The following is a 23874-nucleotide window of genomic DNA, read 5'->3' on the forward strand; positions in this document are numbered from 1 at the left end:
TGGTGGCGATAGCGGAGGGGTTCCACACGTACCCATCCCGAACACGACCGTTAAGCCCTCCAGCGCCGATGGTACTTGGACCGCAGGGTCCTGGGAGAGTAGGACGCCGCCAAGCAAATCATAGTATGACTTTACAGAGTCATGCTCAGGCTGTCGAGAGAGTCTCGACAGCTTTTTTTATTTCCAATCATTCAACATGGTATCCTATAAGGTACATACTGCGTATATACAAATTCATAATAAATACAAAAAAAGGCTGTCTTCTGACTTTTAAGGTCAAAGGAACAGCCTTATAATTTAATTTCGTAAACATCCAGAAGAATTTTTCATCTTGAGCCAAATGTGTGGATTACAGCGACAAGAAGCACTGTTCCCATTGGTCGGTAATCAATGCTTTGTCAAGCTGTTCTCCAATGAGCGTGACATATCCCTGGTTCACAGGAAGTGCCGTGGGCTGCCATTCTAAGCGACTGCCTGAAAATTGCAGAAGCATTGTACCTTCCTCCGGAAGGACACAATAACCTTTTGCTCGAAGCAGCGAGGAGCCTAGTCCGGTCAGAAAGTCTTCCAACCGTTGCTTTTCCAATGGTTGAGGAGAATATTGATGCAGTGTTAGGCTCTCTAGACGGGAAAATGAATGGGGCTGGTTGGAAACAAGAGTATGGTTATGACTGTGATGATGTGCAGAAATCACTTTGAATGCCGTACTTCTGGGCTTGGGCACACTGTCAGATCTTTCGGTATTTTTGACCGGACCTGATATATATGCTGCCTTTGCTTCGTTTGGCTGAGTCGGTGCTGTTACAGGTTGAGATACCTGCATAGGTTTCGCGCCAACGGATATGGAAGTCAATACAGGCTCCAGCAGTGGTTCGAGATCAACCCGGCTGTATTCAGTAGTTTGCAGCTTGGCTGTATCGTTAAGCTTGCGGATATTCTTGACGACCTTCACAACTTCACGGACACTTGCAACATCTGTCTTGTTCACCACGATGAAGTCGGCGGTGCGAAGCTGTCCGTGCAGAGTCCGAACCAGCTCCTTATCTGCGGTGAAGCGGCTGTTGTATTCAAGGAACAGCTCAGCATCCACCACGCTGATGCTGTGAACCAGATACAGTCGATCTGCCAGTAATGGGGAGCGAAGCTCCTCCAACACCTGCTCGGGGTTGGCTACCCCGGTGGTCTCCATGAAGATCACATCTGGCTTTTGGTTGAGCAGGGTATGCAGTGCCCCAGCCAGCTCATTTCTTTTGCTGCAACAAATGCAGCCCTCTAGTAGTCCCTCGACTGGCACATCAGGCATTTCCGCTGAAATAATAGCACTGTCTACATCATATTCGCCCATTTCATTCATTAAAACAGCAGCATGGAGGGGAATTTGGCGGGTATGGGCTAACAGCCGCAAAAGTAGTGTTGTTTTGCCGCTTCCAAGAAAACCACTGATTAGTATAACAGGAACCTTGCTCATCATTTTTCCTCCTTGGTGGGTTTAGTGTGCTGTATTCAAACGATCATAGGTAGCTACCGAGTCTGCTTGCGTATAGACATAAGGGGATTTCGGCTGCTCGACAGTCGTTATTTTATCGGATCGAATTTCAAGTATGGGTGCGTTGTCCTTTTGCGTTGTATGCAGTGTTCCTTCAATAGTGACCCAGGTATCTTTGTCAAAGGACGGAGGGTTCTGAGATTGGACGATAATCCCGAATGGCATGGCATCGGCAGTACAGCACATAACAAGGAATCTTCCTACTGCGAATAGACCTTTACCCAGCAGGTTGTCGTCTTTGTAGACAAAGCCAGTCACCTGTACTTTTTTTCCTTCAAAAGCGTGCTTATACAGTTCGATCGCTCCTATAGTTTCGGAGAAAATCTCCGGCTGGATCTGAATAATGGGTTGCTGATACAGACGTTTCGCGAGCTCGGCGAATTCTACATTGTACTTATCAGGTGGAACGAACAGCTTATCCAGCGCTTCCTGACTCCATTTTCCCTTAAGAGGGAGCGAAGTTGGTGTAGAAGATACAGTTGATAAAAGGGAGGAGGCGGATGTGTTCGTGGTTTGTATGTCTGTTTTTCGCCGGATATCCGGGTTGGGATAGGTGAAGGACATGCCTTTTTTGGCTGCCATATCACTGCCAAGCGCTTGGTTGGGCAGCAGTGAACCGAACAACAGCGGAATGAGCAACATTCCATATACGAGTGTTTTTTTGAACCAGCTCTGCGGTAACGGATGTTCACAATCGCAAACATCTTCACTTTCCTGCCCACCGACGATTACGTGCCATGCCATCGCCAAGGCGATGAACATGAGTGGCACAGGACAGAGCAAAAGCAGCTTTTGCATATGCGGAGCCAAGTAGTAATGAAGTGCACTCGTGTGTTGTAATGTGATGATGTATACAGCTAATCCGATCATGAGCAAGGAGCGCATGCCATATTGGCAACGGATACTAAAAGTTGAGTTCACGTCTATGTTCACCTCCCCAATAACCATTCAGCAGTTATAGAGCCTATCAGGACGAGTACAACAATAAGCAAGCCTAAGATTACGACAAATTTGGTGCGGAAGGTGCTTAGCAGCATGAGTGTGCCTTTGAAATCAAGCATTGGGCCGAGTACAAGAAAGGCTGCCAGCGGGCCTAGTGTAAAGGTATGCGAAAAAGCAGTAGCTACAAAGGCATCGGAGGTGGAACACAGCGACAGCACGTAGGCAAAGCCCATCATAAAGGCGTACGAGCCGACCGTTCCATTGCTTAACGAAAGCATTTCATCACGTGGGATAAAGGTTTGGATGCAAGCAGTCAATAACGCGCCGATAATGAGATATTTACTCATGTCCAAAAACTCGTCACCAGCATGTACAAAAAAGCCCCGCCAGGTGCGGTTATGCCGATGAGTTGGATTGTTCTGCTGCTGTTGGTTGAAGGAAAGTAACGACCGTTTGAGCGGATGCACACGCACACAGGCATATACGATCAATCCGATAGTCGCGGAAACGGCAAAGGCCAAACCCATTCGCACGACAGTGATCTCTGGGTGGGAAGGGAAAGCCATCATCGTCGCAGCCAGTACTACCGGATTGATAATAGGCCCACTTAAGATAAAAGTGATACCCATATAGGCAGGCATTCCCTTGAGCATTAATTGGCGAACGACAGGAATCATGCCGCACTCACAGATGGGAAATAGCATACCTAGCAAGGAGGCGAGCAGGACACCTGGTACAGGATGCGCAGGGGCTATTTTGCGAATCCATGTTTCTGGTACAAGCCACTGCAAAAGGGATGAGACAAGCACACCGATTAGGAGAAACGGAACAGCTTCCAGAAAAATACCCATAAATACTGTCTTTAATGACTGTAGCTGCCCTATATCTATCAAACGAAGCCACTGAGGAGATAGCGTAATAAGTACAGGGATGAGAAAGGCAAACGGAATCATAAAAGGCAGCATCTTCAACAGCGTACTGTTTTTCATTCCACATCTCCTCGGGAATAAGGGTTCTTATCTACATCCTATGCCTGTGTTGGGACAATCATGCTGGCGGATTAGATCTAAATCACCTCCTATATTGACAATTCAAAGTGAATTCATATATATTTATCTTTATTAATAGTAATTATTACGATTAATATCTGATAAATGATTGCAAGAAGAAAACTTTTACGGTACGATCCATATTAGTGCTGTAAAGACAAGGAGGATTATATGATACCGATTGTTGTTTTATCCGGATTTTTGGGCAGCGGAAAAACAACTCTTCTTCAGCATGCGCTGGCTTACTACAAGGAACAGGGTCTCAAGCCAGCTATTTTGATGAATGAGTTGGGTGATGTTAATCTGGACGGCAGTTTGGTGAACAACCAAGCCCCTATGAAGGAAATGCTTAGTGGCTGTATTTGCTGTACCATTCGCGGGGATTTGGGCGTAGAGCTCATGAATCTTGCCGAGGAATATAAACCAGATGTAATTGTTGTAGAATGTACCGGAGTGGCTAACCCGATGGAAATCGTAGATGCAGTGACAGATGCTTCTATATATTCTTCTATGGTTTTACAATCCGTTATTACGGTTATGGATGCGCGTCAATTTTTGGATTTTTCCATGGGGAGTGAGAGAAACAAGTCGTTTCGTCTGATGCAGGATCAGCTGCGGTGCGCTTCCAAACTGGTTATTAACAAGACTGATTTGTTGACTACGGGAGAATTGCAGAAAGTACAGGCCCTTGTAAAAGAATTAAATCCCTACGCTTTGACTGTAAGCACGGAGCGGAGTGATGTAGATCCGATGACCTTTTTCTCCGTTCAAGGAGAGGAACGGATGGATGTTTTGCGGAAAAAGGATTCCACAGTTGATATTGCGAACGATCATCATCACACATATGGTCATGATGACCATACAGAGCATCGGACTCATGACCATCATGAGTCTGAGCACTACGACCATGACCACAAACACGGAGAGCACTATCATTCCTACGATCATGTAGTTGTTCATACGCATTTTTTTGGACAACCTGTGTCACGTTTTGAGTTTGAACAGTTGTTCCGTAGTTTGCCTGCGGAAATTTACCGAGCCAAAGGAATTGTTCGGTTCTTGGAATCGGAGGGTCAGATGATGTTCCAATTTGCCTATCGTGAACTGGAAATCATTCCGATCCGACCGCAAAAGCCAGTGAACGATGTAGCGGTTATTATGGGCGAGAATTTCTCTGCTTCTGAGATCGGAGAGCGATTGAAAAAGCTGGAAGCGGCCGCAAAGCCACTGGCTAGTTCATGAGTTCGAGAACGAGCAGCGTTTATTCATCCCAACCTAATTCTCAAGCTGACCTAGCAGGGAAGACTTCATGGGGATTTACGACAATTCTGCTGCTGCTAACTGCCGGGTTAGTGCTGTCAGTTACACTCGCGGTCATGCTAGGTCCTGTGGCTGTCGCTCCAGGGACAGTATGGCGAATTGTGCTGTCCCATCTTCCCTGGCTGGATCAGTGGATACCTGTGACTTGGAGCAAACCGGAGGAATATATCGTCTGGGAAATTCGCTTTCCACGCGTACTGCTAGGGGTTGTCGTAGGAGCAGGGCTTGCTGTTACCGGAGCGGCTATACAGGCATTAATTCGTAATTCGTTAGCGGATCCCTATATTTTAGGAGTCTCATCGGGGGCTTCAGTGACAGCGACGTTAGTTATTGTGTTGGGGGCTTTTGGATTTTTGGGACGACTTGCATTGCCCCTATCTGCTTTTATAGGCTCTTTAGCTGCAATGCTTATGGTGTTCGCGTTGGCCCGTGTGGCCGGGCGTATATCGACGACCCGCTTGCTGTTGGCAGGGGTAGCTGTATCTATGATGCTGTCGGCTGTGACCAGCTTTATCGTTACGATGGCTCCGAATGAAAAAGGCATCCGTGACGCGATGTATTGGATGATGGGAAGTCTGGCAGGCGCTCAATGGAATACGCTTTTTATTCCAAGCCTCATTATAACCGTTGGAACGGCCGTCCTTTTAACCCGATACCGATCTTTGAATGCTTTGCTAACGGGGGAAGAAGCCGCCATAACGCTCGGTGTGAACGTGCAGGCGTTCCGTGTATTATTGGTTGTTGTCGCTTCCCTATTAACTGGCGCAGTCGTATCAGTCAGTGGCTCGATTGGCTTTGTCGGGCTTATGGTTCCACATATCGTTAGGCTAATAGTAGGATCGGATCATCGACGTGTCCTGCCCGTGAGTCTGTTAGCGGGAGCTATCTTTGTCGTGTGGGCAGATGTATGTGCCCGGCTCGTGCTTGCTCCGCAGGAGCTGCCGATTGGTATTGTAACGGCGGTGTGTGGCGGACCCTTTTTTGTATGGCTGCTGCGGCGCAGTTCCTACTCGTTTGGAGGCGAAAAATGAATATAGAAGTCGAAGACGTGACCTTCAGTATTCACGATAAACGGTTGATCGACAGCATTAGTCTCCAGGTAAAAATGGGGGAATTGGTTGGACTGATCGGTCCCAATGGTAGCGGTAAATCGACGTTGCTTAAAAATATGTATCGTGTACTCAGGCCTGACAGTGGTTTAGTGACGCTGGATGGCCGGGATTTACTACGGATGAAGTACAAAGAAACGGCACGACAAATGGCCGTGGTGAGTCAGGATGCGCCCCAAACGTTTGATTTTTCAGTACGAGACATCGTCCTGATGGGCCGTCATCCCCATAAGAAACTGTTGGAAGCAGATAGCGCCCTTGATCATGAGCTGGTTGAACAGGCGCTGGAGCGGGTGGGGATGGAAGCTCAGGCGGATCAAAGTTTTGCTACTCTGTCGGGCGGTGAAAAGCAACGTGTGCTGATTGCCAGAGCTTTGGCTGGACAAGCGAAATTTCTCATTTTGGATGAGCCGACGAATCATTTGGATATTCGGTATCAGTTGCAAATTCTCGATTTGGTCAAAACACTTCAGATCACTACCTTAGCTGCGTTGCATGATTTAAATTTGGCGGCATTTTATTGTGACCGAATGTATGTATTAAAAGAAGGCAAAGTGGTATCTTCTGGAATAACGGAGGATGTGCTTCAGCCTGACTTGCTGCGCAGTGTATTCGGGGTGGAGACAGAAATTTGCGTTCATCCAAGAACCGGGAAACCGAGTATTACCTTTTTACCGGATTCGCTCAGAGGTGGAGCCGCCCACGACATTAACAGAACAAATGGTGATCCGATGAAGTATGATAAACTGTGAATGGAAGAGGAGACGTTACATATGAATAAATATAGCAAACCTGCATTCCCGTTGGTTGTGCTTGTTTTGCTGATGCTGTTATTATCGGCCTGCATATCAGGAAACACGGCTAAAAACACAAATTTATCTGCAAACGGACAGCAACCTGACGCATCGCAATCAACGACCGGAAAGAAGGCAGTAGAGATTGAAAATATGGGTGTAAAAATGGTATTTCCCGAAGCGCCCAAACGCGCGGTTACATTGAACCAGCATGCAACAGAAGTTATGCTGGCCCTTGGGCTGGAGTCTTCTATGGTAGGAACTGCATATTTGGATGACCAGATTTTACCTAAATATAAGAATCAATATGATAAAATCCCGGTTCTGGCCAAACAATATCCGTCCAAAGAGGTGTTTATGGCAGCTGCACCGGATTTTGCCTACGCGGGCTGGAAGAGTGCCTTTAATGATAAAAGCTTGGGTTCCCGTGAGGAGCTTGCCCAACAGGGCGTACAAACTTATGTACAGGAATCCTCCAATAAGCCAGGTCCTATATTAGAAGATGTATATCGGGATATACTAAATATTGGGCGTATATTCCGCGTGGAAAAGCGTGCAGAACAGCTGGTAAATGACATGCGTGCACAAGTGCAGTCCATCCAGACTCAAATTGGTACGGTTGAACGGGCACCCAAGGTTTTTGTCTATGACAGCGGCGAAGACAAGCCATTTACAGCCGCCAATAATTACCTGACATCTTTGATTAAAAGTGTGAAAGCGAAAAATATTTTTGATGATATCAACAAAAGTTTTACGGAAGTAAGCTGGGAAGAAGTCGTGAATCGCAACCCTGATGTTATTGTCATTCTCGACTACGGAGATACCTCATTGGCTGATAAAGAAAAGCTGCTGTTGAGCAAGCCCGCGCTGGCTGGTGTCGAAGCGATCAAAAACAAACGGTTCGTGGTGTTGCCTTTATCCGCAGCGGCTGAAGGTGTGCGCGCACCGATTGCATTGAAAACGTTGGCTGCAGGCTTGTACCCGGACAAAGTGAAATAAACAAACAAAAGGGTTGCCAAAACATTGACGAACCTTGCCCAAACTGTTAAACTTGCTAATGCGTAAAGGTTACGTTTATCAAGCGCTTATTTTTTTAATGCCAAATCGTAATAATTACGGTAGATGGTTTAGTGATCATAAACGACCTGGAAAATCTGCGGTATGATGACCGCTCAGATGGCTCCAGGCTTTTTAAAGGAAAAGGAGATTTGCGTCATGTTATTGGCCTCATTGGAACAGGTCACATTTGGATACGGAGATGTTCCTAATTTGGTGGATGCCAATGTTGAAATTTTCTCCGGAGAATTTGTGGCTATTACCGGACCGAATGGTGCTTCCAAATCGACGATGCTCAAGTTGCTGCTCGGTTTACTTCAGCCCTGGAAAGGCAAAGTGTTTATGTCCGACCGTACAGGTGAAGGCAAAAAGCTCGTTGTCGGATTTGTATCACAACAAATTGCTGCCTTTAATGGAGGTTTTCCAAGTACTATTCTGGAATTTGTCCGTTCAGGTAGATATACGCATGGCTCTTGGCTGCGCCGGATGCGGGCTGAGGATCATGCTTTGACAGAGCAGGCGCTTCGTCAGGTAGGGATGTGGGATTTACGGCATCGTAAAATCGGCGAATTGTCTGGTGGACAGAAGCAGCGTATATGTGTGGCGAGGGCGCTTGCTCAGGAATCGGATTTGCTCATTTTGGATGAGCCTACGACCGGAATGGATCAGGAAAGTCGATATCACTTCTACGATCTGATGAATCAGCAGGTTAAGCAATATGGAAGAACTGTAGTCATGGTTACTCATGGACTATCGGAAGTGCAACATTATTTGGATCGTATTATTGAGCTTGAAAGGAAGGAAGATGGCGGATGGAAATGCTGCACTACGACTTCATGCAGCGGGCATTTTGTGCCGGTGGGGTAATTGCACTGCTGGCCTCGGTGCTTGGAGTATACCTGATGCTACGGCGCCAGGCTCTCATGGCGGACATGCTATCGCATGTGTCGCTGGCAGGGGTGGCAGCAGGTGCCTATTTAGGCATTAACCCGACGATCACCGGATTTGTTGTGGCTGTGATCGGCGCGATTATCGTTGAATATGTTCGCAGGTCTTATAAAACGTATAGTGAGATTTCTGTGGCTATTATAATGGTAGGGGGTCTCTCGACGGCTGTTATTTTAATGAATCTGAATCAGAGCATCAACAAAGGATTTTCAGCTTATTTGTTTGGCTCGGTAGTAGCTGTCAATCAGACCGAACTAATGTTGATGATCATTGTGGCTATCATCGGAGGTATTTTCTTTTTCGTGTTCCGGCGCCCTTTGTATCAGATTACCTTTGATGAAGAAACGGCAAAGACTAATGGTCTTCCTGTCAAGTCTATCTCATTTGCGTTTAGTATTTTAACAGGGATGATTGTAGCCGCAGCCATGCCGATTGTTGGTGTGCTGCTTGTCTCCTCGCTAATCGTACTGCCCGCTGCACTGGCGATTCGAATTGCACCAAGCTTCGTGGCAGCTATCTGGATCTCTATGATCACCGCATTGATCGGCGTATTTATGGGATTATCCGCATCATATGAACTCAGTACACCCCCAGGGGGAACGATTGCTATGGTGCTGTTATTATTCCTGATCATAGGAGCTAGTATTCAAAAGCTGGTCCGTAAGCTCGGCAAGCAACAGGCTTCCCGACGTAAGAATGCGGCAGGCCAGTGAGTGTATAAAAAACTAACACATAAGGAGCTATGAATATGAATACATGGTTCAAAAAATCATTTGTATTGTCTGCAGGACTAGCACTTATTTTGGCCGGTTGTGGAGCTAAATCTGATCATGCAGCCACGAATGCATCCCAAGCCGAATCTAATCCGGCTCAAACAGCGGACAGTGGTAAAAAGCTGAATGTGGTCACTACGTTTTATCCAATGTATGAATTCACCAAGCAAGTTGCCGGAGATCATGCTAACGTAACTGCGTTGATTCCTGCGGGTGCTGAGCCACATGACTGGGAGCCAAGCGCCAAAGATATGGCACAGGTTAAGGATGCTGATGTATTTGTTTATAACGGGATTGTTGAAGGTTGGGCAGAACAGGCTTTGAGTAGTGCATCGAATGACAAGCGTGTAGTCGTGGAAGCAAGCAAAGGGTTGAACCTGATGGAAGGATCTGCTGAGGAGGAAGGAGAAGAAGCACACGCAGAGGAAGGCCACGATCACGATCATGTGCTGGACCCTCATGTATGGCTTGATCCGGTCTTAGCTCAAAAAGAAGTAGAAGCTATAGAAGCAGGGCTGGCAGCAGCCGATCCTGCAAACAAAGCAGACTATGAGAAAAACGCCAATGCTTATATTGCTAAGCTGAAAGAACTGGATACCGAGTTCAAAACAGGTCTGAAAGATGTAAAACGTAAAGACTTTATTACGCAGCATACTGCTTTTAGCTATTTGGCTAAGCAATATGGTCTGACCCAAGTACCTATTGCCGGTTTATCTCCAGAACAAGAACCTACACCAGACAAGTTGGCAGGTATCATCAAGTTTGCTAAAGAAAAGAATGTAAAGACAATTTTCTTTGAAACGTTGGTTGATCCGAAGGTTGCTGAGACCGTAGCTACGGAAATTGGTTCGAAAACGGATGTGCTGAATCCGCTTGAAGGATTGACAGATGAAGACAAACAGAAGAATCTGGATTACATTGGTGTAATGAAAAACAATCTGGAGGCTTTGAAAAAAGCTCTGAATGAATAAGTATATTTAAACAAATAGTTCGAAAAAGACGTTGGCATGATAGCGGCGTCTTTTTTTGTGTCTGTTTAATGAAATTGTCCCAAGCTTCTTTCACCTTTAAATTCACTTGCATAGTGCTAAGGGTTCATGGAAGACCTAGTACTTTGTAATCTTCATGCTATAGAGATGATTTACGTCATTGCGAAACGTTTTTATTGAAATTAATGCTGTAGTAGCTAGTTTCAAATTTCTTTTATAATTCAATGGTAGCGTTTTTCTTTTTACAGATTCTTTCTATTAATATAACTAGTTTCTTCACCGATATTGAAGTTTGGACGTGCATATCATAAGACAACGGATTGGAGAGGTTAACTTGGCAACAGTCATAATAGTGGATGATTCTTTATTTATGCGTTCTGTGCTCAAGGATATTCTTATGGATTTAGGTCACTCTGTTATTGCAGAAGCGGAAAATGGGTATGATGCGGTTTTGAAATATGCACATTTTCGCCCTGATTTAATTACGATGGATATAAATATGCCTAAAATGGATGGACTTGAGGCTGTTAAAAAGATTGTAGAGCTTGATTCTAAAGCCAACATCTTGATGTGTTCTGCTTTGGGTCAGCAGGAAGCGATTATACAAGCATTTAAGGCAGGTGCAAAAGACTTTATTGTGAAGCCATTTGAGATGGAAAGGGTCGTGAATGCAGTCACAAAAATGCTGGATAATTAATGAATCAAGCTTTTAATACATAATTATTGAACATAATGAAGCGGGAGTTCCATGCTTATTTTTACGAATATGGAGATGAATAGGATGAGCAATCGAGTATTGTCTCAAAAAGTATTTATAGATGAACTGATCGCTACGATCAAGAGTGGAGGGCTTCTTCCTGTAAATTATGAACACCTTGTCAGTGAACAAAGAGAAAAAGTGGATGCTCTTAACAATGAACTCACCGTTCGTATTGAGGCATTAGAGACAGATTTGATCTCTGCTTCGACATTTTCTATTCCGTTTGCTAATGGTGAAATTATCTTTCTTGCTCGACATATTGTACTCATTGGGGATTATACCGAGGGCTACTTTGTGTTCTATCGAGCAGAAGACTGCGAGAATCCAGAGGAATATCAATTTTTAACAAGCTCTTATCAACTTCCTCATATATTGCTCGAACTATCTCATACTTTAAAGGAACATGGTACTAATGAGCCGCTTAATATTTTGACTTATTGGAATGGTCCTGTGTATCCGCTGAAAGATTTGAATAAAGAGGATATTAAGCTGTCCACCTATGAATTTTAAAGCGAGAAATATAACGGCGATTTATCTAATAAAAATGTTAAAGTCGGAGAAATTGTAGATATGCCGTTCGGGAGAGTATTTAACTTTGCAGATCATGAAGACAATTACTTTGCTGTAATGGAAAAAAAGTAAATAATGAATTTATAGATATGGATATATAAAATCCCTTGAGAGAGCCAACTTCCTCCAGGGGATTTTTTTACATTGATAATCAAACGCATGTTCGCATATAATACAAACAAACGTTCTGATGAGGAGTGGAAAATGATGCTGGAGAAATATGTGGGGCAGATCGTGGAAATCGTGTATATGGACCGAAAGGGCAAACTGTCTCATCGCCGGATAGAGGTGCATCGTGTGCAGAATGGTTTGATCCGGGCCACCTGTTTGCAGTCGGGTCAGCCACGTGTTTTTCGATTAGATCATGTATTGGCATGGCATCCGGTAACCAGAACAGCATAGGAGGGAACTTACGATGGGGAAAAAGCTTGAAGGAAACGGCATATGGGAAAGTTCGCGTATGATTTTGCCCGAACATCGGGAGGCATATTTAAGACTGATGAAGGAGCAGGGAAGACGCGGCAAGCCAACACTTGACGATCAGGAGATGCAGCAGATTGAACAGGCCATTGTCGTATCCTACAACGAACGGAAGCCTATTACACTAAGAGTTTTCAATCCGTTTGATGATGAGGAGTTGTGCGGATTGGTTACAGTGATTAACACAAGTCGGCGAGAAGTAAAGCTATCCCGTGGGGAAGAGGATTTTAGCTGGATTAAGTTGGAGGAAATTATCGAGGCGGATATCTAAAACGGTCTGACCAGAGAACATTTTATATGGGTTCAGTCGTTTTTTATATTAAGGTTGTGGCTTTGTAGTTCCAGATTTACAATAAAACTGTAACTGCAAAGGGGGAGTTCGTTTTGAAAATAAGTAAACATAATGCTGAACATTATATATGGGGAGATCAATGTGATGGTTGGCGCTTGGTGAAAAATGATGATTTGAGCATTATTCATGAGCGTATGCCGGGAAACACCCATGAAGTCAGACATTATCATCACCATGCGCGCCAATTTTTCTTTATTTTATCAGGTACAGCGGTACTTGAGGTAGATGGTGAACGAATCCAATTAGGGTCTCAGGAAGGGTGTGAGGTTCCTCCTCTGGTGCCCCATCAAATGTTTAATGAAACGAATGTGGATGTTGAATTTTTGGTTATTTCACAGCCTGCCAGCAGAGGCGACCGGGTTCTGACCGAAAACTAATATGAGGGGATAGCCCATCCCAAACGGCATTTTGGACAAACAACGTTAGTGTATAAAAAACCAGCCTAGCACATGTAAATCAAGTGCCGGACTGGTTTTTTTCATCAATAGATATCCGTTGCATCTGCAGGGAGAGCTTTTACATGATAGAGATAGTTTGTCTCACGTTGATCGTTGAGACTGCCATAGATGTTCATAATCTGCATCCGCAAACGTTTGGATATAGGTCGTCCAAAGATCAGGCTCAAGGTGCTTCTCCAAATATTTCACCTGCTTACCCGGATCTGCCGTGAAGTCGGTTTGTATACCAATACGCCATTCCAGCATCAAGTGAAGCATATCTCTTACAGGTCGATCCAACATGAACTTGGCATAGGGAAGCTCATGCCGCCATAGTCCTTTAGCCACATAAGTACTGACCCACCAGAACTCATTACAAGCGTCTGCATAAGTTTGGGCAGTTGGAGGAACTGTCTCATAATCTTGAAGAATTGGCGATGGAAAAGGCTTCACCAGACCGTCTTTATCCAAGAGCAGCACACTTAAGCTGTCTCGGTGCCAATTGGCAATGTTTTCTGTAGGACAGAGCGTAAGATCTATGCGATTTCCATCGGTAAATAACATGAGAAAGGCAAAGCGATCACGGGATGTCGAAGTAAGTTTCGTATGCTCATCAGGCGTCTGCATAATGATCAATTCTCCAAAGTGGCGAATCCAGCCACGTTCCTGAATAAAGCTATCCATGGAAGATACTATAGTCGTCTCCACAAGCGATATTGAAAGGAAAAAAGCGTAGACAACACAGCAGAAGTAATAATGGCGACCAGCTCAAGAATCGTCAAGGAAAACGACCTCCTATAAGTTTTTGTCTGGAAAAGGTATCCTACCCTTACAATAGCCTATACCCAGAAGCCATTCAAGATTCCTACTGAGTTCATTGAATAAAAGGATAGAATGCAACAGAGAAAGGGTCTTAGCAGTAACCAAGCTTAAAAGAATTGTTCAGAATTTGTTCAGTGACGACATTGTATAATACCAAGCAGCAATTATAGATTTATTTCAGTAGGAGGAAAGGTATGCATTTTTGCAAGTCTACTAAACGATTCACATACGCATTGACAGCAGTATCACTAATCTTCTCATCGGCCATCTCGGTGACAGATGCTGGTGCAGCACCAATCGCACAACCCAACTTAATCCAAGACGGAACATGGAGCAAGTCTGACACTTGGATGGATGCTCCAGAGAACTATGTTGGCAGGTCTTCGGACACAACGTTAGGATATTACCGATCAGCGATTCAGTTTAACATGCCTGAGCTGACAGATAAGGTTGTAGCGAAGGCAACCTTGCGAATTTATATCTCTTCTATTAGCTATAGCTCTAACTTGAATCCTTTTTTGACTGTGTATGGATCGACTGCTGATGTTTGGAGTAACGGAGTTTTTCCACTGAACCCGATGGATCAGCCTTTGAATACGAAAACAGGCTCAGACCTTCAAGTAGGCTGGGTTGATTTTGATGTTACCCCTTTTGTACAACAACAGACGGATGATATTGTCTCATTTGCATTGCTCGCCAATGAAGCAGGGAACCCTGGAGACTATTCGGAAATTGCATATTCGGCTGATGACAATGGCGTAAATGCTCCCCAGTTGATATTGGAAACAGCAGCCCTGCCCGTTGTATCCAAAATGCCCGAGGTAGCTGCTGTAACCACTGAGGAAGATATTCCGACATCCAATATAACCATTACACCCAACCCGCAAGATTCAACGGTAGTGACACATTATCAAATTACGAACATTATCGGAGGCAGGCTGTATCATGGCGATGGGGTAACGGAGATTCCTGATGGAACTTTTATCACGGCAGCAGAAGCCAGCGATGGCGTGAGGTTTGTGCCTATAGCAAACGCCAACAATACAGCGGGAGACACCTTCTCGTTCGATGTAAAGGCGGCTCAGAGTGCGACGGGGGATGGACTAAGCGATGCTACTAGGGCTGTTGTCCATGTTACGGAAGTAAACGATGCTCCGACAGCTCAAGACCAAACGCTATCCTCCATTTCAGAAGACTCAGGAGAGCGGACCATCCCTTTTACAGAACTGCTTGCGCATGCGTCAGCCGGTCCGAATGAGAATGGTCAACATTTAACGATATCCTCAGTCAGCAGCATCGCTGGAGGCGCTGTACGATTGGACGGAACCAATGTAGTTTTTACACCTCAGCCGAATTTTAATGGAATCGCTGGCTTCTCTTTTACCGTTACAGATGATGGAACATCGAATGGTGCCGCAGTTCCGCTGTCGGTGGTCAAGCAAGCCTCCTTTCCGGTCAATTCCGTTGCTGATGTCCCTAATGTGACAGACGCTTTGACAGAGGAAGACAAGCAAAGCTTTGATGGACTGATCCTCACTCGTAATCAAGTAGATGGATCTGATGTGTCGTACTTTAGAATCTCAAACATCATTGGTGGAACTCTCTATAAAAATGATGGAGTAATGGAAATCGGGGATGGGCAATTCATTTCTGTAGCGGATGGTGAAGCAGGGCTAAAATTTACGCCCGATCGTTATGCTAACTCTCCGTCAGGTGACCATTTCAGTTTCGACGTACAGTCATCACTAGATGCGGCGGGAACAGGGATCGGCGAGCCCAACCAAGCTAAAATCACTGTAAGTGAGGTAAACAATAGTCCGATAGCTGTGAATGATACACTGCCATCGTTACCGGCAAATGCAGGAACACAATCCATCGCTGTTGATGACCTCTTAGCAAACGACACGGCAGGCCCTGTCAATGAGAGCTTACAACATCTGAGCATCGCATCGGTAGAAAATGCACAAGGTGGCACGGTAGTTCTAGACGGAGCGGTTGTGCTCTTCACTCCGAATTCAGGCTATCAGGGTCCAGCAAGTTTTGATTATACTGTGATTGATAACGGTACAACGAACGGAGCGTTAGATGAGAAGAGCTCGACGGCTACCGCTTCATTCACTATCAACTCAGTGCCAACGCCAGATCCAGTGCCAACGCCAGATCCAGTGCCAACGCCAGATCCAGTGCCAACGCCAGATCCAGTGCCAACACCAGATCCAGTGCCAACGCCAGATCCGGTGCCAACACCAGATCCAATGCCAACGCCAGATCCGGTACCAACAGATGACAATTACACAGAATTGCGTGCTTCTATTAATAATAGAAAAATGCTAGTAGGGGGTACAGAACGGGCTACAGCAAGCGTTGTAAAATCAGATTCGTCAGAGATTGATGTCAGTGAAAAAGCAACTTGGACTTCCAGCAATACGAATGTCGCTACGGTTAATCAGGGAGAGATTAGGGCCCTTTCAGAAGGAAACACGGTAATTTCCGCCACATACAGCGGATATAGCTTTAACGTTCCAATTACAGTAACAGCGGTTGTTGCTCCCGCACCGTCCGGTAATGCTGGCAGTGATTCCGGTAGTTCCAATGGTGGGGGGTCTGGCCATCGAAAAAGTGACAGGTCTAGCGAAGATTTCAGCAGCAATACGGCAACCTTAGAGGCTTCATCTTCACCAGTGACTGTATCTACAGAATCAGTAGCTGTACCTGAAGTACGGGTGACTGAACCAGCCGTTCCCGTGCAAGACATATTCAACAGTAATGTAGTGGTTGCAGACAACAAAGTACTGCAGAATATAAAGTCCAAAGCAGAATCTGCTTTAAATTCTTCTGCTAGTGTTAAACCGTCGGACCTACAAGGACATTGGGCAGAAAAGACGGTCAACACGTTTTCAAAGCTGGGTATTATAAATGGATATAAGGATGGAAGCTTCAGACCTGATGGTGAAATTACCCGTGCGGAGTTTTCTGCTATCATCTCTAGAATCTTTGATATTAGTGGTGGAAACCAGCCTGTGGCTTTGAACGATATTGGGAATCACTGGGCGCAGGATGCCATTACCAAACTGACCGCAGCTGGAGTATTAAACGGCTATAAGGACGGTACATTTAGGCCAGACCAAACGATCGTTCGTCAAGAAATGGCAGCCATTTTGGCGCGGATCTTGGATTTAGACCGTTTGAAAGGGGACGCCTCGAATGAAAAAAGCTTCACCGATCTGTCCACTTCTTTCGCGGCTAATACGATCAAACAGTTGACACAAGCTGGAGTGCTTTCGGGTATAAGCACGAGTCAGTTTGGGCCTAAGTATCATGCGTCACGTGCTGAAGCCTTGACAGCGATTTATAACGCACTTAGTCTGAATAGCGAAATCAAAACCATATTGGAAAGTTTGGAGCAATAATTTAGAATGATGTAGAGACGAGCCTGTGTGGCTCGTCTTTTTCGGTTGGGAAGCAACGTGATAACTGGCATGTTGTACAGCCATCCATCAACGATATAATTGATGAGCTTCAAGACTTGGTACCTACTGCAAGCATATGCGGGCTCATACCGATCACGGATTCTTGCTCTTCAACCTGCCGTGCTATATCCAGCAAACGTCTGCGATGGGCTGGAATCGCCCACTTTTCTTCAAATCCAGGTGCAATCCAGATAGGACCTTCCACGCCCAGTACACGAGGCTTCGGCAATCCAGCTGCTTGCCAGTCTGCACGCAAAGCATCCGGAGTATGGAAGTAGGAACGTGCGATAAAAGAGGGGTAAGCCGCCGGACGTACATGCTGACCATCTGTCAGCTCCTGTCTGACCATATCCATGAACGCATCTTCCTCCACAATGGTATTGCACTCGCCGTACACCGACAGCCCCCACAGAAGCGAGCCAAACCTGGAGATCGCCGAAGTAATCATCGTTCCCCCTTTCTTTAAGACACGCGCTGCTTCTTGCAGTGCTTTTACTCGTTCCTTTTGTTCTGTTAAATGATATAAAGGCCCCATCAATAGCACGATGTCTGCGCTTTCATCTTTACGATCAAGATTTCTGGCATCCGCGGTTTCCAGCTTGCTGATAATGGGTTTATTCAGTTGCTGCTGACGAGCGAATTCAATGGCTTGAGAAGAAAGATCAAATAGATGAGCTTCATATCCCAGTTCTGCCAGCCACGAAGAGTAGACCCCTACACCACCGCCAATATCATAAATAACATGAGTGGACTTGTTGAGATAACGGGAAATGATTTCTTTTGATCTTTCCAGCTCTATTTTTCCGATGCCACGCTCTAATCTGCCTATTTCTGCACCACCATCATAATAAGCCAGAATGTCATGTGTATCTTTTTCGGACATAGCGCACCTCGCTTTAAGTGATTGGAATAATATAACATTAACACTTATATAATGAGCAAGTCTACCGTATTCAGATAAGGAGGAATCCTTCGGAAGCATTGGGAAAGAAAAGAGCTGTTCCCGAGTAGTTTGAACTACTTTTGAGAACAGCTCGTAATTAAATGGAGTTTGTCTCCAGCATGCCTTCGAGATCTTCTTTGGTAAGATGATAGTGTGCATTACAAAAATGGCAGTGGGCTTCAGCCTGTCCATCGGTGCGGATCATGTCTTCTATTTCCTGATTCCCTAAGCTGATAATGGCGTTGGTAACTCGTTCTTCCGAGCAGGGACAATGAAATTGTACAGGCATAGTTTCCAATATGTTCATGTTACTTTCTCCCAAAATCTGGCCCAGAATCTGCTCTGGTGTAAGACCTTCCATGACCATTGCGGAGATACTCGGGATACTCTCAATCCGTCTCTCGATAAAACTGATGACCTCTTCCGGTGTACCCGGCAATAGCTGAATAATAAAACCTCCAGCCGCCTGAATAGAGTTGTCTGGATTCACAATAACCCCTGCCCCTACAGAAGAAGGGATTTGTTCGGATTGGACGAGATAAGAAGTGAAATCCTCACCCAGTTCACCCGATATGAGAGGGACTTGTCCAACAAAGGGTTGTTTTAAGCCGATGTCTTTGGATACAATCAGCGCTCCATCTGTCCCTACGGCTCGGGCGACATCTAATTTCCCGATCTGATTAAGCGCAAAATGGGTTTGCGGATTTTTTACGTAGCCTCTAACTTCCCCTTTGGCGTTGGTATCAACCAGAATAGTGCCGATGGGCCCCCCGCCGTTAACCCGGATCGTCAGTTTATCCTCATGTTTAAGCATGGCTCCCAGCATGACGCCCACCGTCATAGAACGGCCCAATGCAGCTGATGCTGTTGGCCAAGTATAATGACGCCGATGGGCCTCACTTACCGTTTCCGTTGTTGTCACAGCATAAGCCCGCACCTGGTTATTGTAGGCAAGAGCTTTTACTAAATAATCATTCATGTTCATATCCCTTTCTGTGTATTAAAGTTTTACAACACCATTTTTTCCTGAATCCAATTTTCCAAAGAAGTAATTTTGGCTTCATATCCTTCTTTAAAAAATTCAGCGGATAGTGACGCGATGGTTTCTCTTTTCAGAACGGCCTTCCAGGAATCTTCCGCTTCTTCCATCAAATTGGTCAGTAAACAACACTGATCGTCCTTCTTTAATTCAAGCATGTCATTGTATATGCCGCTGGAAGAATAGAGGGTTTGCTGGCCCTCAATCGCCAGATAAATATCAAACACCCGTATATCTTCAGGTTTTTTCTTTAATTTGAACCCGCCCTTGACACCAGGTACAGAAGTAATCAAATCGGAGCTAACCAATTTTCGTAACAACTTATGAAAATAAGTAGGTGAAGCGCCTAACTGCTGGCTAATGGCCTCTCCAGGTAAAACCGCTTTATCCGGCAGCATCGTGAGCAGAAGGAGGGCGTAGACAGATTGTTCGACACCTGTTTTCATATGCACTAGCAATCACCTCAATACATTATAACCAGGCTAATATGGATAATCATTATCCACATATGAGCATGATAGACGAGCTGATCGTAAAAGTAAACTGTTTTTTGAAAAAAACTAAAATTTAAATTATTTGCAATTCATAAGGGGACGCATTATTATAGTTGATGCATCAATTGATGGGTCAAAGAATTAAGGCGTTAAAAGAAATACGTAAAATAAATAGTTTGACAGGAGGTTTATATAAAATGACTACGCGGAATATTGCACTATCTATATTAGACCTTGCACCTGTCATTGAAGGTGGTACTCCTGCCGATTCCTTTCGTGATACGGTGGATCTTGCCCAGCATGCTGAACAATGGGGGTACCTTCGCTATTGGCTAACGGAGCATCATAACATGCAGGCGGTTGCCAGTGCAGCTACTTCCGTGATCATCGGGCATGTAGCTGCACATACGAATAAGATTCGGGTCGGCTCAGGCGGTATTATGCTGGCTAACCATGCTCCACTCATGGTTGCAGAGCAGTTTGGAACCTTAGAGTCGCTTTATCCGGGACGAATTGATCTGGGACTTGGTCGGGCTCCTGGCACGGATCAACCTGCAATGAGAGCGTTGCGGCGAGGGCTGCACAGCACGGGAGAAGATTTTCCCGAGCAATTGAACGAGCTGCGTTCTTATCTGAATCCAGCGCTAAACGGAGCCGTTCCGGGTGTAAGAGCAATTCCAGGAGAAGGGATGGATATACCTATCTGGTTGCTGGGCTCAAGCGGATTCAGCGCTCAACTAGCAGGTCAGCTTGGTTTGCCGTTCGCGTTTGCTAGCCACTTTGCCCCGGCTCATTTGCTACAGGCGCTGGAATTGTATCATCGCAATTTCCGACCGTCCAAGGCACTGGATCAGCCGTATGTGATGGTTGGTGTGAATGTGGTTGTCGCAGATTCTGATGAGGAAGCAAAACGGCTTTTTACTTCACAAGAACAACAATTTCTAAATGTGCTGCGTGGGCACAGTGGAGGGCTAAAACCACCAGTCGATGATATGGATAAGCTGTGGAGTGAGCAGGAGAAGGAAATGGTTCGCGGTAATATGCTGGGTTATTCAGCAATCGGAAGTCCTGACACCGTCAAGCAAAGGTTGGATTTTATAATCAGTCAGACAAGAGCCGATGAGTTGATTACGACCGCTCAGGTATATGATCATCAGGCACGTTTGCGCTCATACGAGCTGCTAGCCCAAATGATGCGCATAGATGGCTAAATGATGAGTTAAACAAACGAGGCTGTGCCAGAGAGGTTTTTATAACCGATACTGACACGGCCTTGTTATATTTTTAAAAGCTCATACTTAACAATAAAATAGGTTCAGTGCAGTGCAGTTCACGTGTACAATTCCCAGAACGTGAACACAACATTTTTTAATCCATTGAGCAGCATTTTCTATCCTATGGATGAGGAATTTAATGTGAGCAGGAAAAACATTTCAGGAGCTCTATCGACTAGAACCCTACAGCTATAAATTGCATATAATATCAAGCAAGTTGGTCCATAAGCTTTGAGTTTGAAAGGGGAAGAACACATTCATGTAATGCTTTATGCTGAGAATGAAGAAAAGATGCTCCCGTATATGATAAATTTGAAGTAAAAGGCAATATTCTAGTGAGAGATCCGTATAAAATAAATTAAACTAATTTTTGTGAAAAATAGAAGATAATACTGAGTTAGATCTATAACGTAGATGAGGATTTCTATGCCCCTAACGTGAGAGCATATTTGTAAGGAGTGTATGTCTAAAGGGATAAAGTTGATTGCTATCGCTCCCAATCTACAAACTCACCTGTTCCTGCCAGAGGATCACCTGCTTGTGAATTGGTGGAGAACTACATATTTGGTGATTTTTTTTGCAATTGCAGGGATTATTCGCGATGTTGTATTGAAAACTCGACCATTGAAACCATAGATATACGGGAAGTGCTTGTGAAGCGTAGCTTATGAGCAGTGACTACAAGAAAGGGGGAAGATATGGATCTCTTTGATTCTCAGATTCAATCTCATACTAACCGGCGTCTTGCTGTGATTGATACAAAGTTTCCATGGAAACTAAGTGGTTTTCGATATTGGGAGAACTTGAATATATTCCAGCAAAAGCCTGATACATTATTCTTTGCAACCGAACTTCATGATGATTATTTTCCATGTAAAGTTTATCCTTTCTCTGATTTTATGAAAGTTGCGGTGTCTGAGGGGGTTACAGATGTATATTGTGTTTTTTTAAATTTAACACTTAGTTTGCTTGGACATTGCTTTCTTCCGGATGGAAGTTATTTGCCAGGAGCAAATCCTAATCTTAATATCAAGCCATTCTTAGATGAGCGGAATATCCATCTTCATGCTACCTTATACCCAGGTGGCGGACTGGATCCATGGACCAAAAAAGAGTTTCTTTCTATCGCAGGACAGCATTGTTCGACTGTATTCACAAATATTAATGAAGTCATGGAAGCGATTGTTGGAAGTATTTATTATCCTGTTGTGATTAATACCGACTTATATATATTTAAACATAAGAAAGTTGAAAAGCCGATACAGTTGACATTTTGTGCTTTTAATGCTATTAGAAAAGGTTTCCCCTTTATGGCAGATGCATTTAATCGACTTACGGACGATTTTCATCTTAATCTAATTGGTGATTGGGAAGACCAATTACATTTATTGAAAAATAAGAATTATACATTCTATGGTCTACTTTCCCCTGAAGAATTAAAGCCAGTGTATGAACGAACTCATATATTTCTAAATTGCAGTGTTCCGGATAGATTTGCATTAGATGGTTTTCCAACCACAGCTGCCGTTGATGCACTATCGACAGGATGTATACTTGTTACGACAAACCCCCGAAATGATAGATTTATTCTTGAGGAAGGTAAGGACTATTTTGAAGTTGAACCTAACGGGTACGCAATTTCTGAAAGATTATTTTGGATTCAGAATCACTTTGAAGAAGCGCTGATCGTTGGGAAAAATGGTTCGGATAAAGTGAAAAGTAAATTTCGGGCTAGTCAAATAGTGAAATCAAAGCTTGCTAACATATTTAAATAACTTGTTGATAAACAGTCTGTAGGAGTGTTATAGCATGATGTAAATGGTATGGGTAACAGGATGAGTGCGCCCCTCTCTCTTAGAGGGTTTTTTTATATTTCGGGAATGGGGAGGCAAGCCTTTCAAATCCAAACTTGAGAACCAACGATAGATAGAGGCTTGATCGGATTGAATGACAGAATAAATATCTTATTTCAATAGGTAAACAAACAATCATATTTAACTAATTATAAATATAATAATGGAAATCCTAATGTCTTTTGCTATTTCCATTCCAGCATGTCTAATTGATTTAATGGATTATTAATAATCAGTAAAGGAGGGTCAACCTAATGACGTTATTATCAACTGGACCTATTGAGAATAGTCCTGTTAGTGGAATTAGGCCTATTCAGCAGGTTACCGTTAAAATAATTAACCGCGATTTGGTCAATTCTTCAACTATTTTAATTCAGGGCTACATTTTAAATGGTTTACGAACATTGTATGTACTAGAACAAATAGATTTAGCCCCCAATACAGTTGTTACGAGAAATTATCTAGCGAACTTCGACGCATATGAATTCGTTTTTATCACAAGCGGTTTAGCAGAAGAAAGTACTGATATTTCAGTTTGGGGAAAAAACGCGAGCGGTACAATCATTGATGTTCAGCGTATTGTTGCGGATGAGCAACTAGGGTCTTAAAACTCAACATATCTATAGAGATAGAACCACAATCGCAGCAAATGGTTGAGACATAAAATGGAGGGAACAGGATATTGAGAAAGATCTCACTGTTCAACAAAAGCTTGACTTTACTAGAGAGGAGGAAGTGTCTAAATGGCAGTATTATCAACTGGACCCATTGCAAACGATCCTGTTCTAGGAGTCAGACCCACCCAACTAGTCACAGTAAAAATAGATAACCGAGATTCTGCAAATTCTTCTACT

The 23874-nt window shown here is 44.3% G+C and carries 24 protein-coding genes, 1 rRNA gene and 1 pseudogene; 19 read left to right on the forward strand and 7 right to left on the reverse strand.

What is annotated here, in order from left to right:
• Positions 1–115: ribosomal RNA gene (rrf, locus tag FKV70_RS24010) — 5S ribosomal RNA — on the forward strand; the annotation flags it as partial.
• A gap of 234 nt (positions 116–349) precedes the next feature.
• Here the strand turns inward: rrf and FKV70_RS24015 are convergent.
• Genes FKV70_RS24015 through FKV70_RS24025 form a run of 3 tightly spaced genes read right to left on the reverse strand, consistent with a single transcriptional unit; the run spans position 350 to position 3477 of the window.
• Positions 350–1471 carry a CobW family GTP-binding protein gene (locus FKV70_RS24015; RefSeq protein WP_142614794.1) on the reverse strand — a complete coding sequence of 374 codons (1122 nt, stop codon included), beginning with the start codon at positions 1469–1471 and terminating at the stop codon, positions 350–352.
• An 18-nt stretch (positions 1472–1489) separates the two neighbouring features.
• Positions 1490–2467 (reverse strand): TIGR03943 family putative permease subunit, encoded by a 978-nt coding sequence (locus FKV70_RS24020; protein ID WP_064795772.1) that lies wholly within the window; start codon positions 2465–2467, stop codon positions 1490–1492.
• Between the two features lie 8 nt (positions 2468–2475).
• The gene (locus tag FKV70_RS24025) at positions 2476–3477 is read right to left on the reverse strand and encodes a permease (RefSeq protein ID WP_064795771.1); all 1002 of its coding nucleotides are present in this window, start codon (positions 3475–3477) and stop codon (positions 2476–2478) included.
• 231 nt (positions 3478–3708) lie between these two features.
• On the opposite strand from FKV70_RS24025, the gene FKV70_RS24030 reads away from it, so the two are divergent.
• The 13 genes and pseudogenes from FKV70_RS24030 (at position 3709) to FKV70_RS24090 (ending at position 13065) form a co-directional block, all read left to right on the forward strand.
• Positions 3709–4779, forward strand: coding sequence for a CobW family GTP-binding protein (locus FKV70_RS24030; RefSeq protein WP_142614795.1), 1071 nt, complete (start codon positions 3709–3711; stop codon positions 4777–4779).
• Positions 4776–5888, forward strand: coding sequence for a FecCD family ABC transporter permease (locus FKV70_RS24035; RefSeq protein WP_142614796.1), 1113 nt, complete (start codon positions 4776–4778; stop codon positions 5886–5888). Before FKV70_RS24030 ends, FKV70_RS24035 begins: the two co-directional genes overlap by 4 nt.
• Complete coding sequence (locus tag FKV70_RS24040) at positions 5885–6718, forward strand: ABC transporter ATP-binding protein (protein ID WP_142614797.1); 834 nt, start codon at positions 5885–5887, stop codon at positions 6716–6718. Before FKV70_RS24035 ends, FKV70_RS24040 begins: the two co-directional genes overlap by 4 nt.
• Positions 6719–6739: 21 nt before the next feature.
• Positions 6740–7759 carry an ABC transporter substrate-binding protein gene (locus tag FKV70_RS24045; protein ID WP_142614798.1) on the forward strand — a complete coding sequence of 340 codons (1020 nt, stop codon included), beginning with the start codon at positions 6740–6742 and terminating at the stop codon, positions 7757–7759.
• A gap of 216 nt (positions 7760–7975) precedes the next feature.
• Entirely contained in the window at positions 7976–8683 is a 708-nt protein-coding gene (locus tag FKV70_RS24050) for a metal ABC transporter ATP-binding protein (protein ID WP_063212555.1), read from the forward strand.
• The gene (locus tag FKV70_RS24055) at positions 8629–9477 is read left to right on the forward strand and encodes a metal ABC transporter permease (RefSeq protein ID WP_142614799.1); all 849 of its coding nucleotides are present in this window, start codon (positions 8629–8631) and stop codon (positions 9475–9477) included. The genes FKV70_RS24050 and FKV70_RS24055 overlap by 55 nt, the downstream gene beginning before the upstream one ends.
• A 35-nt stretch (positions 9478–9512) precedes the next feature.
• The gene (locus tag FKV70_RS24060) at positions 9513–10508 is read left to right on the forward strand and encodes a metal ABC transporter substrate-binding protein (protein ID WP_142614800.1); all 996 of its coding nucleotides are present in this window, start codon (positions 9513–9515) and stop codon (positions 10506–10508) included.
• 352 nt (positions 10509–10860) lie between these two features.
• Positions 10861–11223, forward strand: a complete 363-nt coding sequence (locus FKV70_RS24065; protein ID WP_142614801.1) for a response regulator — start codon at positions 10861–10863, stop codon at positions 11221–11223.
• 84 nt (positions 11224–11307) lie between these two features.
• Positions 11308–11796, forward strand: coding sequence for a hypothetical protein (locus FKV70_RS24070; RefSeq protein WP_142614802.1), 489 nt, complete (start codon positions 11308–11310; stop codon positions 11794–11796).
• Between the two features lie 18 nt (positions 11797–11814).
• Positions 11815–11928 (forward strand): annotated as a pseudogene (locus FKV70_RS26790) (VOC family protein); the annotation flags it as partial.
• A 135-nt stretch (positions 11929–12063) separates the two neighbouring features.
• On the forward strand, positions 12064–12258 hold the full coding sequence (locus tag FKV70_RS24080; RefSeq protein ID WP_063212554.1) for a hypothetical protein: 195 nt from the start codon (positions 12064–12066) through the stop codon (positions 12256–12258).
• Positions 12259–12271: 13 nt separating this feature from the next.
• On the forward strand, positions 12272–12607 hold the full coding sequence (locus tag FKV70_RS24085) for a YolD-like family protein (protein WP_063212542.1): 336 nt from the start codon (positions 12272–12274) through the stop codon (positions 12605–12607).
• A 113-nt stretch (positions 12608–12720) separates the two neighbouring features.
• Complete coding sequence (locus FKV70_RS24090) at positions 12721–13065, forward strand: cupin domain-containing protein (RefSeq protein ID WP_063212541.1); 345 nt, start codon at positions 12721–12723, stop codon at positions 13063–13065.
• A 162-nt stretch (positions 13066–13227) separates the two neighbouring features.
• Here FKV70_RS24090 and FKV70_RS24095 read toward each other — a convergent pair whose 3' ends face one another.
• Complete coding sequence (locus FKV70_RS24095; protein WP_244310838.1) at positions 13228–13809, reverse strand: aminoglycoside 6-adenylyltransferase; 582 nt, start codon at positions 13807–13809, stop codon at positions 13228–13230.
• A 332-nt stretch (positions 13810–14141) separates the two neighbouring features.
• Between FKV70_RS24095 and FKV70_RS24100 the strand changes: the two genes are divergently transcribed.
• Complete coding sequence (locus FKV70_RS24100; RefSeq protein ID WP_142614803.1) at positions 14142–17357, forward strand: S-layer homology domain-containing protein; 3216 nt, start codon at positions 14142–14144, stop codon at positions 17355–17357.
• Between the two features lie 109 nt (positions 17358–17466).
• On the opposite strand, the gene FKV70_RS24105 is transcribed toward FKV70_RS24100, so the two are convergent.
• The 3 genes from FKV70_RS24105 to FKV70_RS24115 all read right to left on the reverse strand — a co-directional run bounded on the left by FKV70_RS24105 (position 17467) and on the right by FKV70_RS24115 (position 19851).
• Positions 17467–18300: a class I SAM-dependent methyltransferase gene (locus FKV70_RS24105; protein WP_142614804.1), complete on the reverse strand. Its 834-nt coding sequence runs from the start codon at positions 18298–18300 to the stop codon at positions 17467–17469.
• Positions 18301–18457: 157 nt separating this feature from the next.
• Positions 18458–19339: an Hsp33 family molecular chaperone HslO gene (hslO, locus tag FKV70_RS24110; protein WP_142614805.1), complete on the reverse strand. Its 882-nt coding sequence runs from the start codon at positions 19337–19339 to the stop codon at positions 18458–18460.
• Between the two features lie 29 nt (positions 19340–19368).
• Positions 19369–19851 (reverse strand): Rrf2 family transcriptional regulator, encoded by a 483-nt coding sequence (locus FKV70_RS24115; protein WP_167669751.1) that lies wholly within the window; start codon positions 19849–19851, stop codon positions 19369–19371.
• A 239-nt stretch (positions 19852–20090) separates the two neighbouring features.
• Between FKV70_RS24115 and FKV70_RS24120 the strand changes: the two genes are divergently transcribed.
• The 4 genes from FKV70_RS24120 (at position 20091) to FKV70_RS24130 (ending at position 23628) form a co-directional block, all read left to right on the forward strand.
• Positions 20091–21104, forward strand: coding sequence for an LLM class flavin-dependent oxidoreductase (locus tag FKV70_RS24120; RefSeq protein ID WP_142614807.1), 1014 nt, complete (start codon positions 20091–20093; stop codon positions 21102–21104).
• Between the two features lie 525 nt (positions 21105–21629).
• Entirely contained in the window at positions 21630–21803 is a 174-nt protein-coding gene (locus tag FKV70_RS25990) for a hypothetical protein (RefSeq protein ID WP_162305690.1), read from the forward strand.
• Positions 21804–21865: 62 nt separating this feature from the next.
• Entirely contained in the window at positions 21866–22942 is a 1077-nt protein-coding gene (locus FKV70_RS24125) for a glycosyltransferase (protein ID WP_142614808.1), read from the forward strand.
• 332 nt (positions 22943–23274) lie between these two features.
• Entirely contained in the window at positions 23275–23628 is a 354-nt protein-coding gene (locus FKV70_RS24130) for a hypothetical protein (protein WP_142614809.1), read from the forward strand.
• The last annotated feature ends 246 nt before the right edge of the window (positions 23629–23874 follow it).

The organism is Paenibacillus ottowii (genome assembly GCF_006874425.1).
GTDB lineage: Bacteria > Bacillota > Bacilli > Paenibacillales > Paenibacillaceae > Paenibacillus > Paenibacillus ottowii.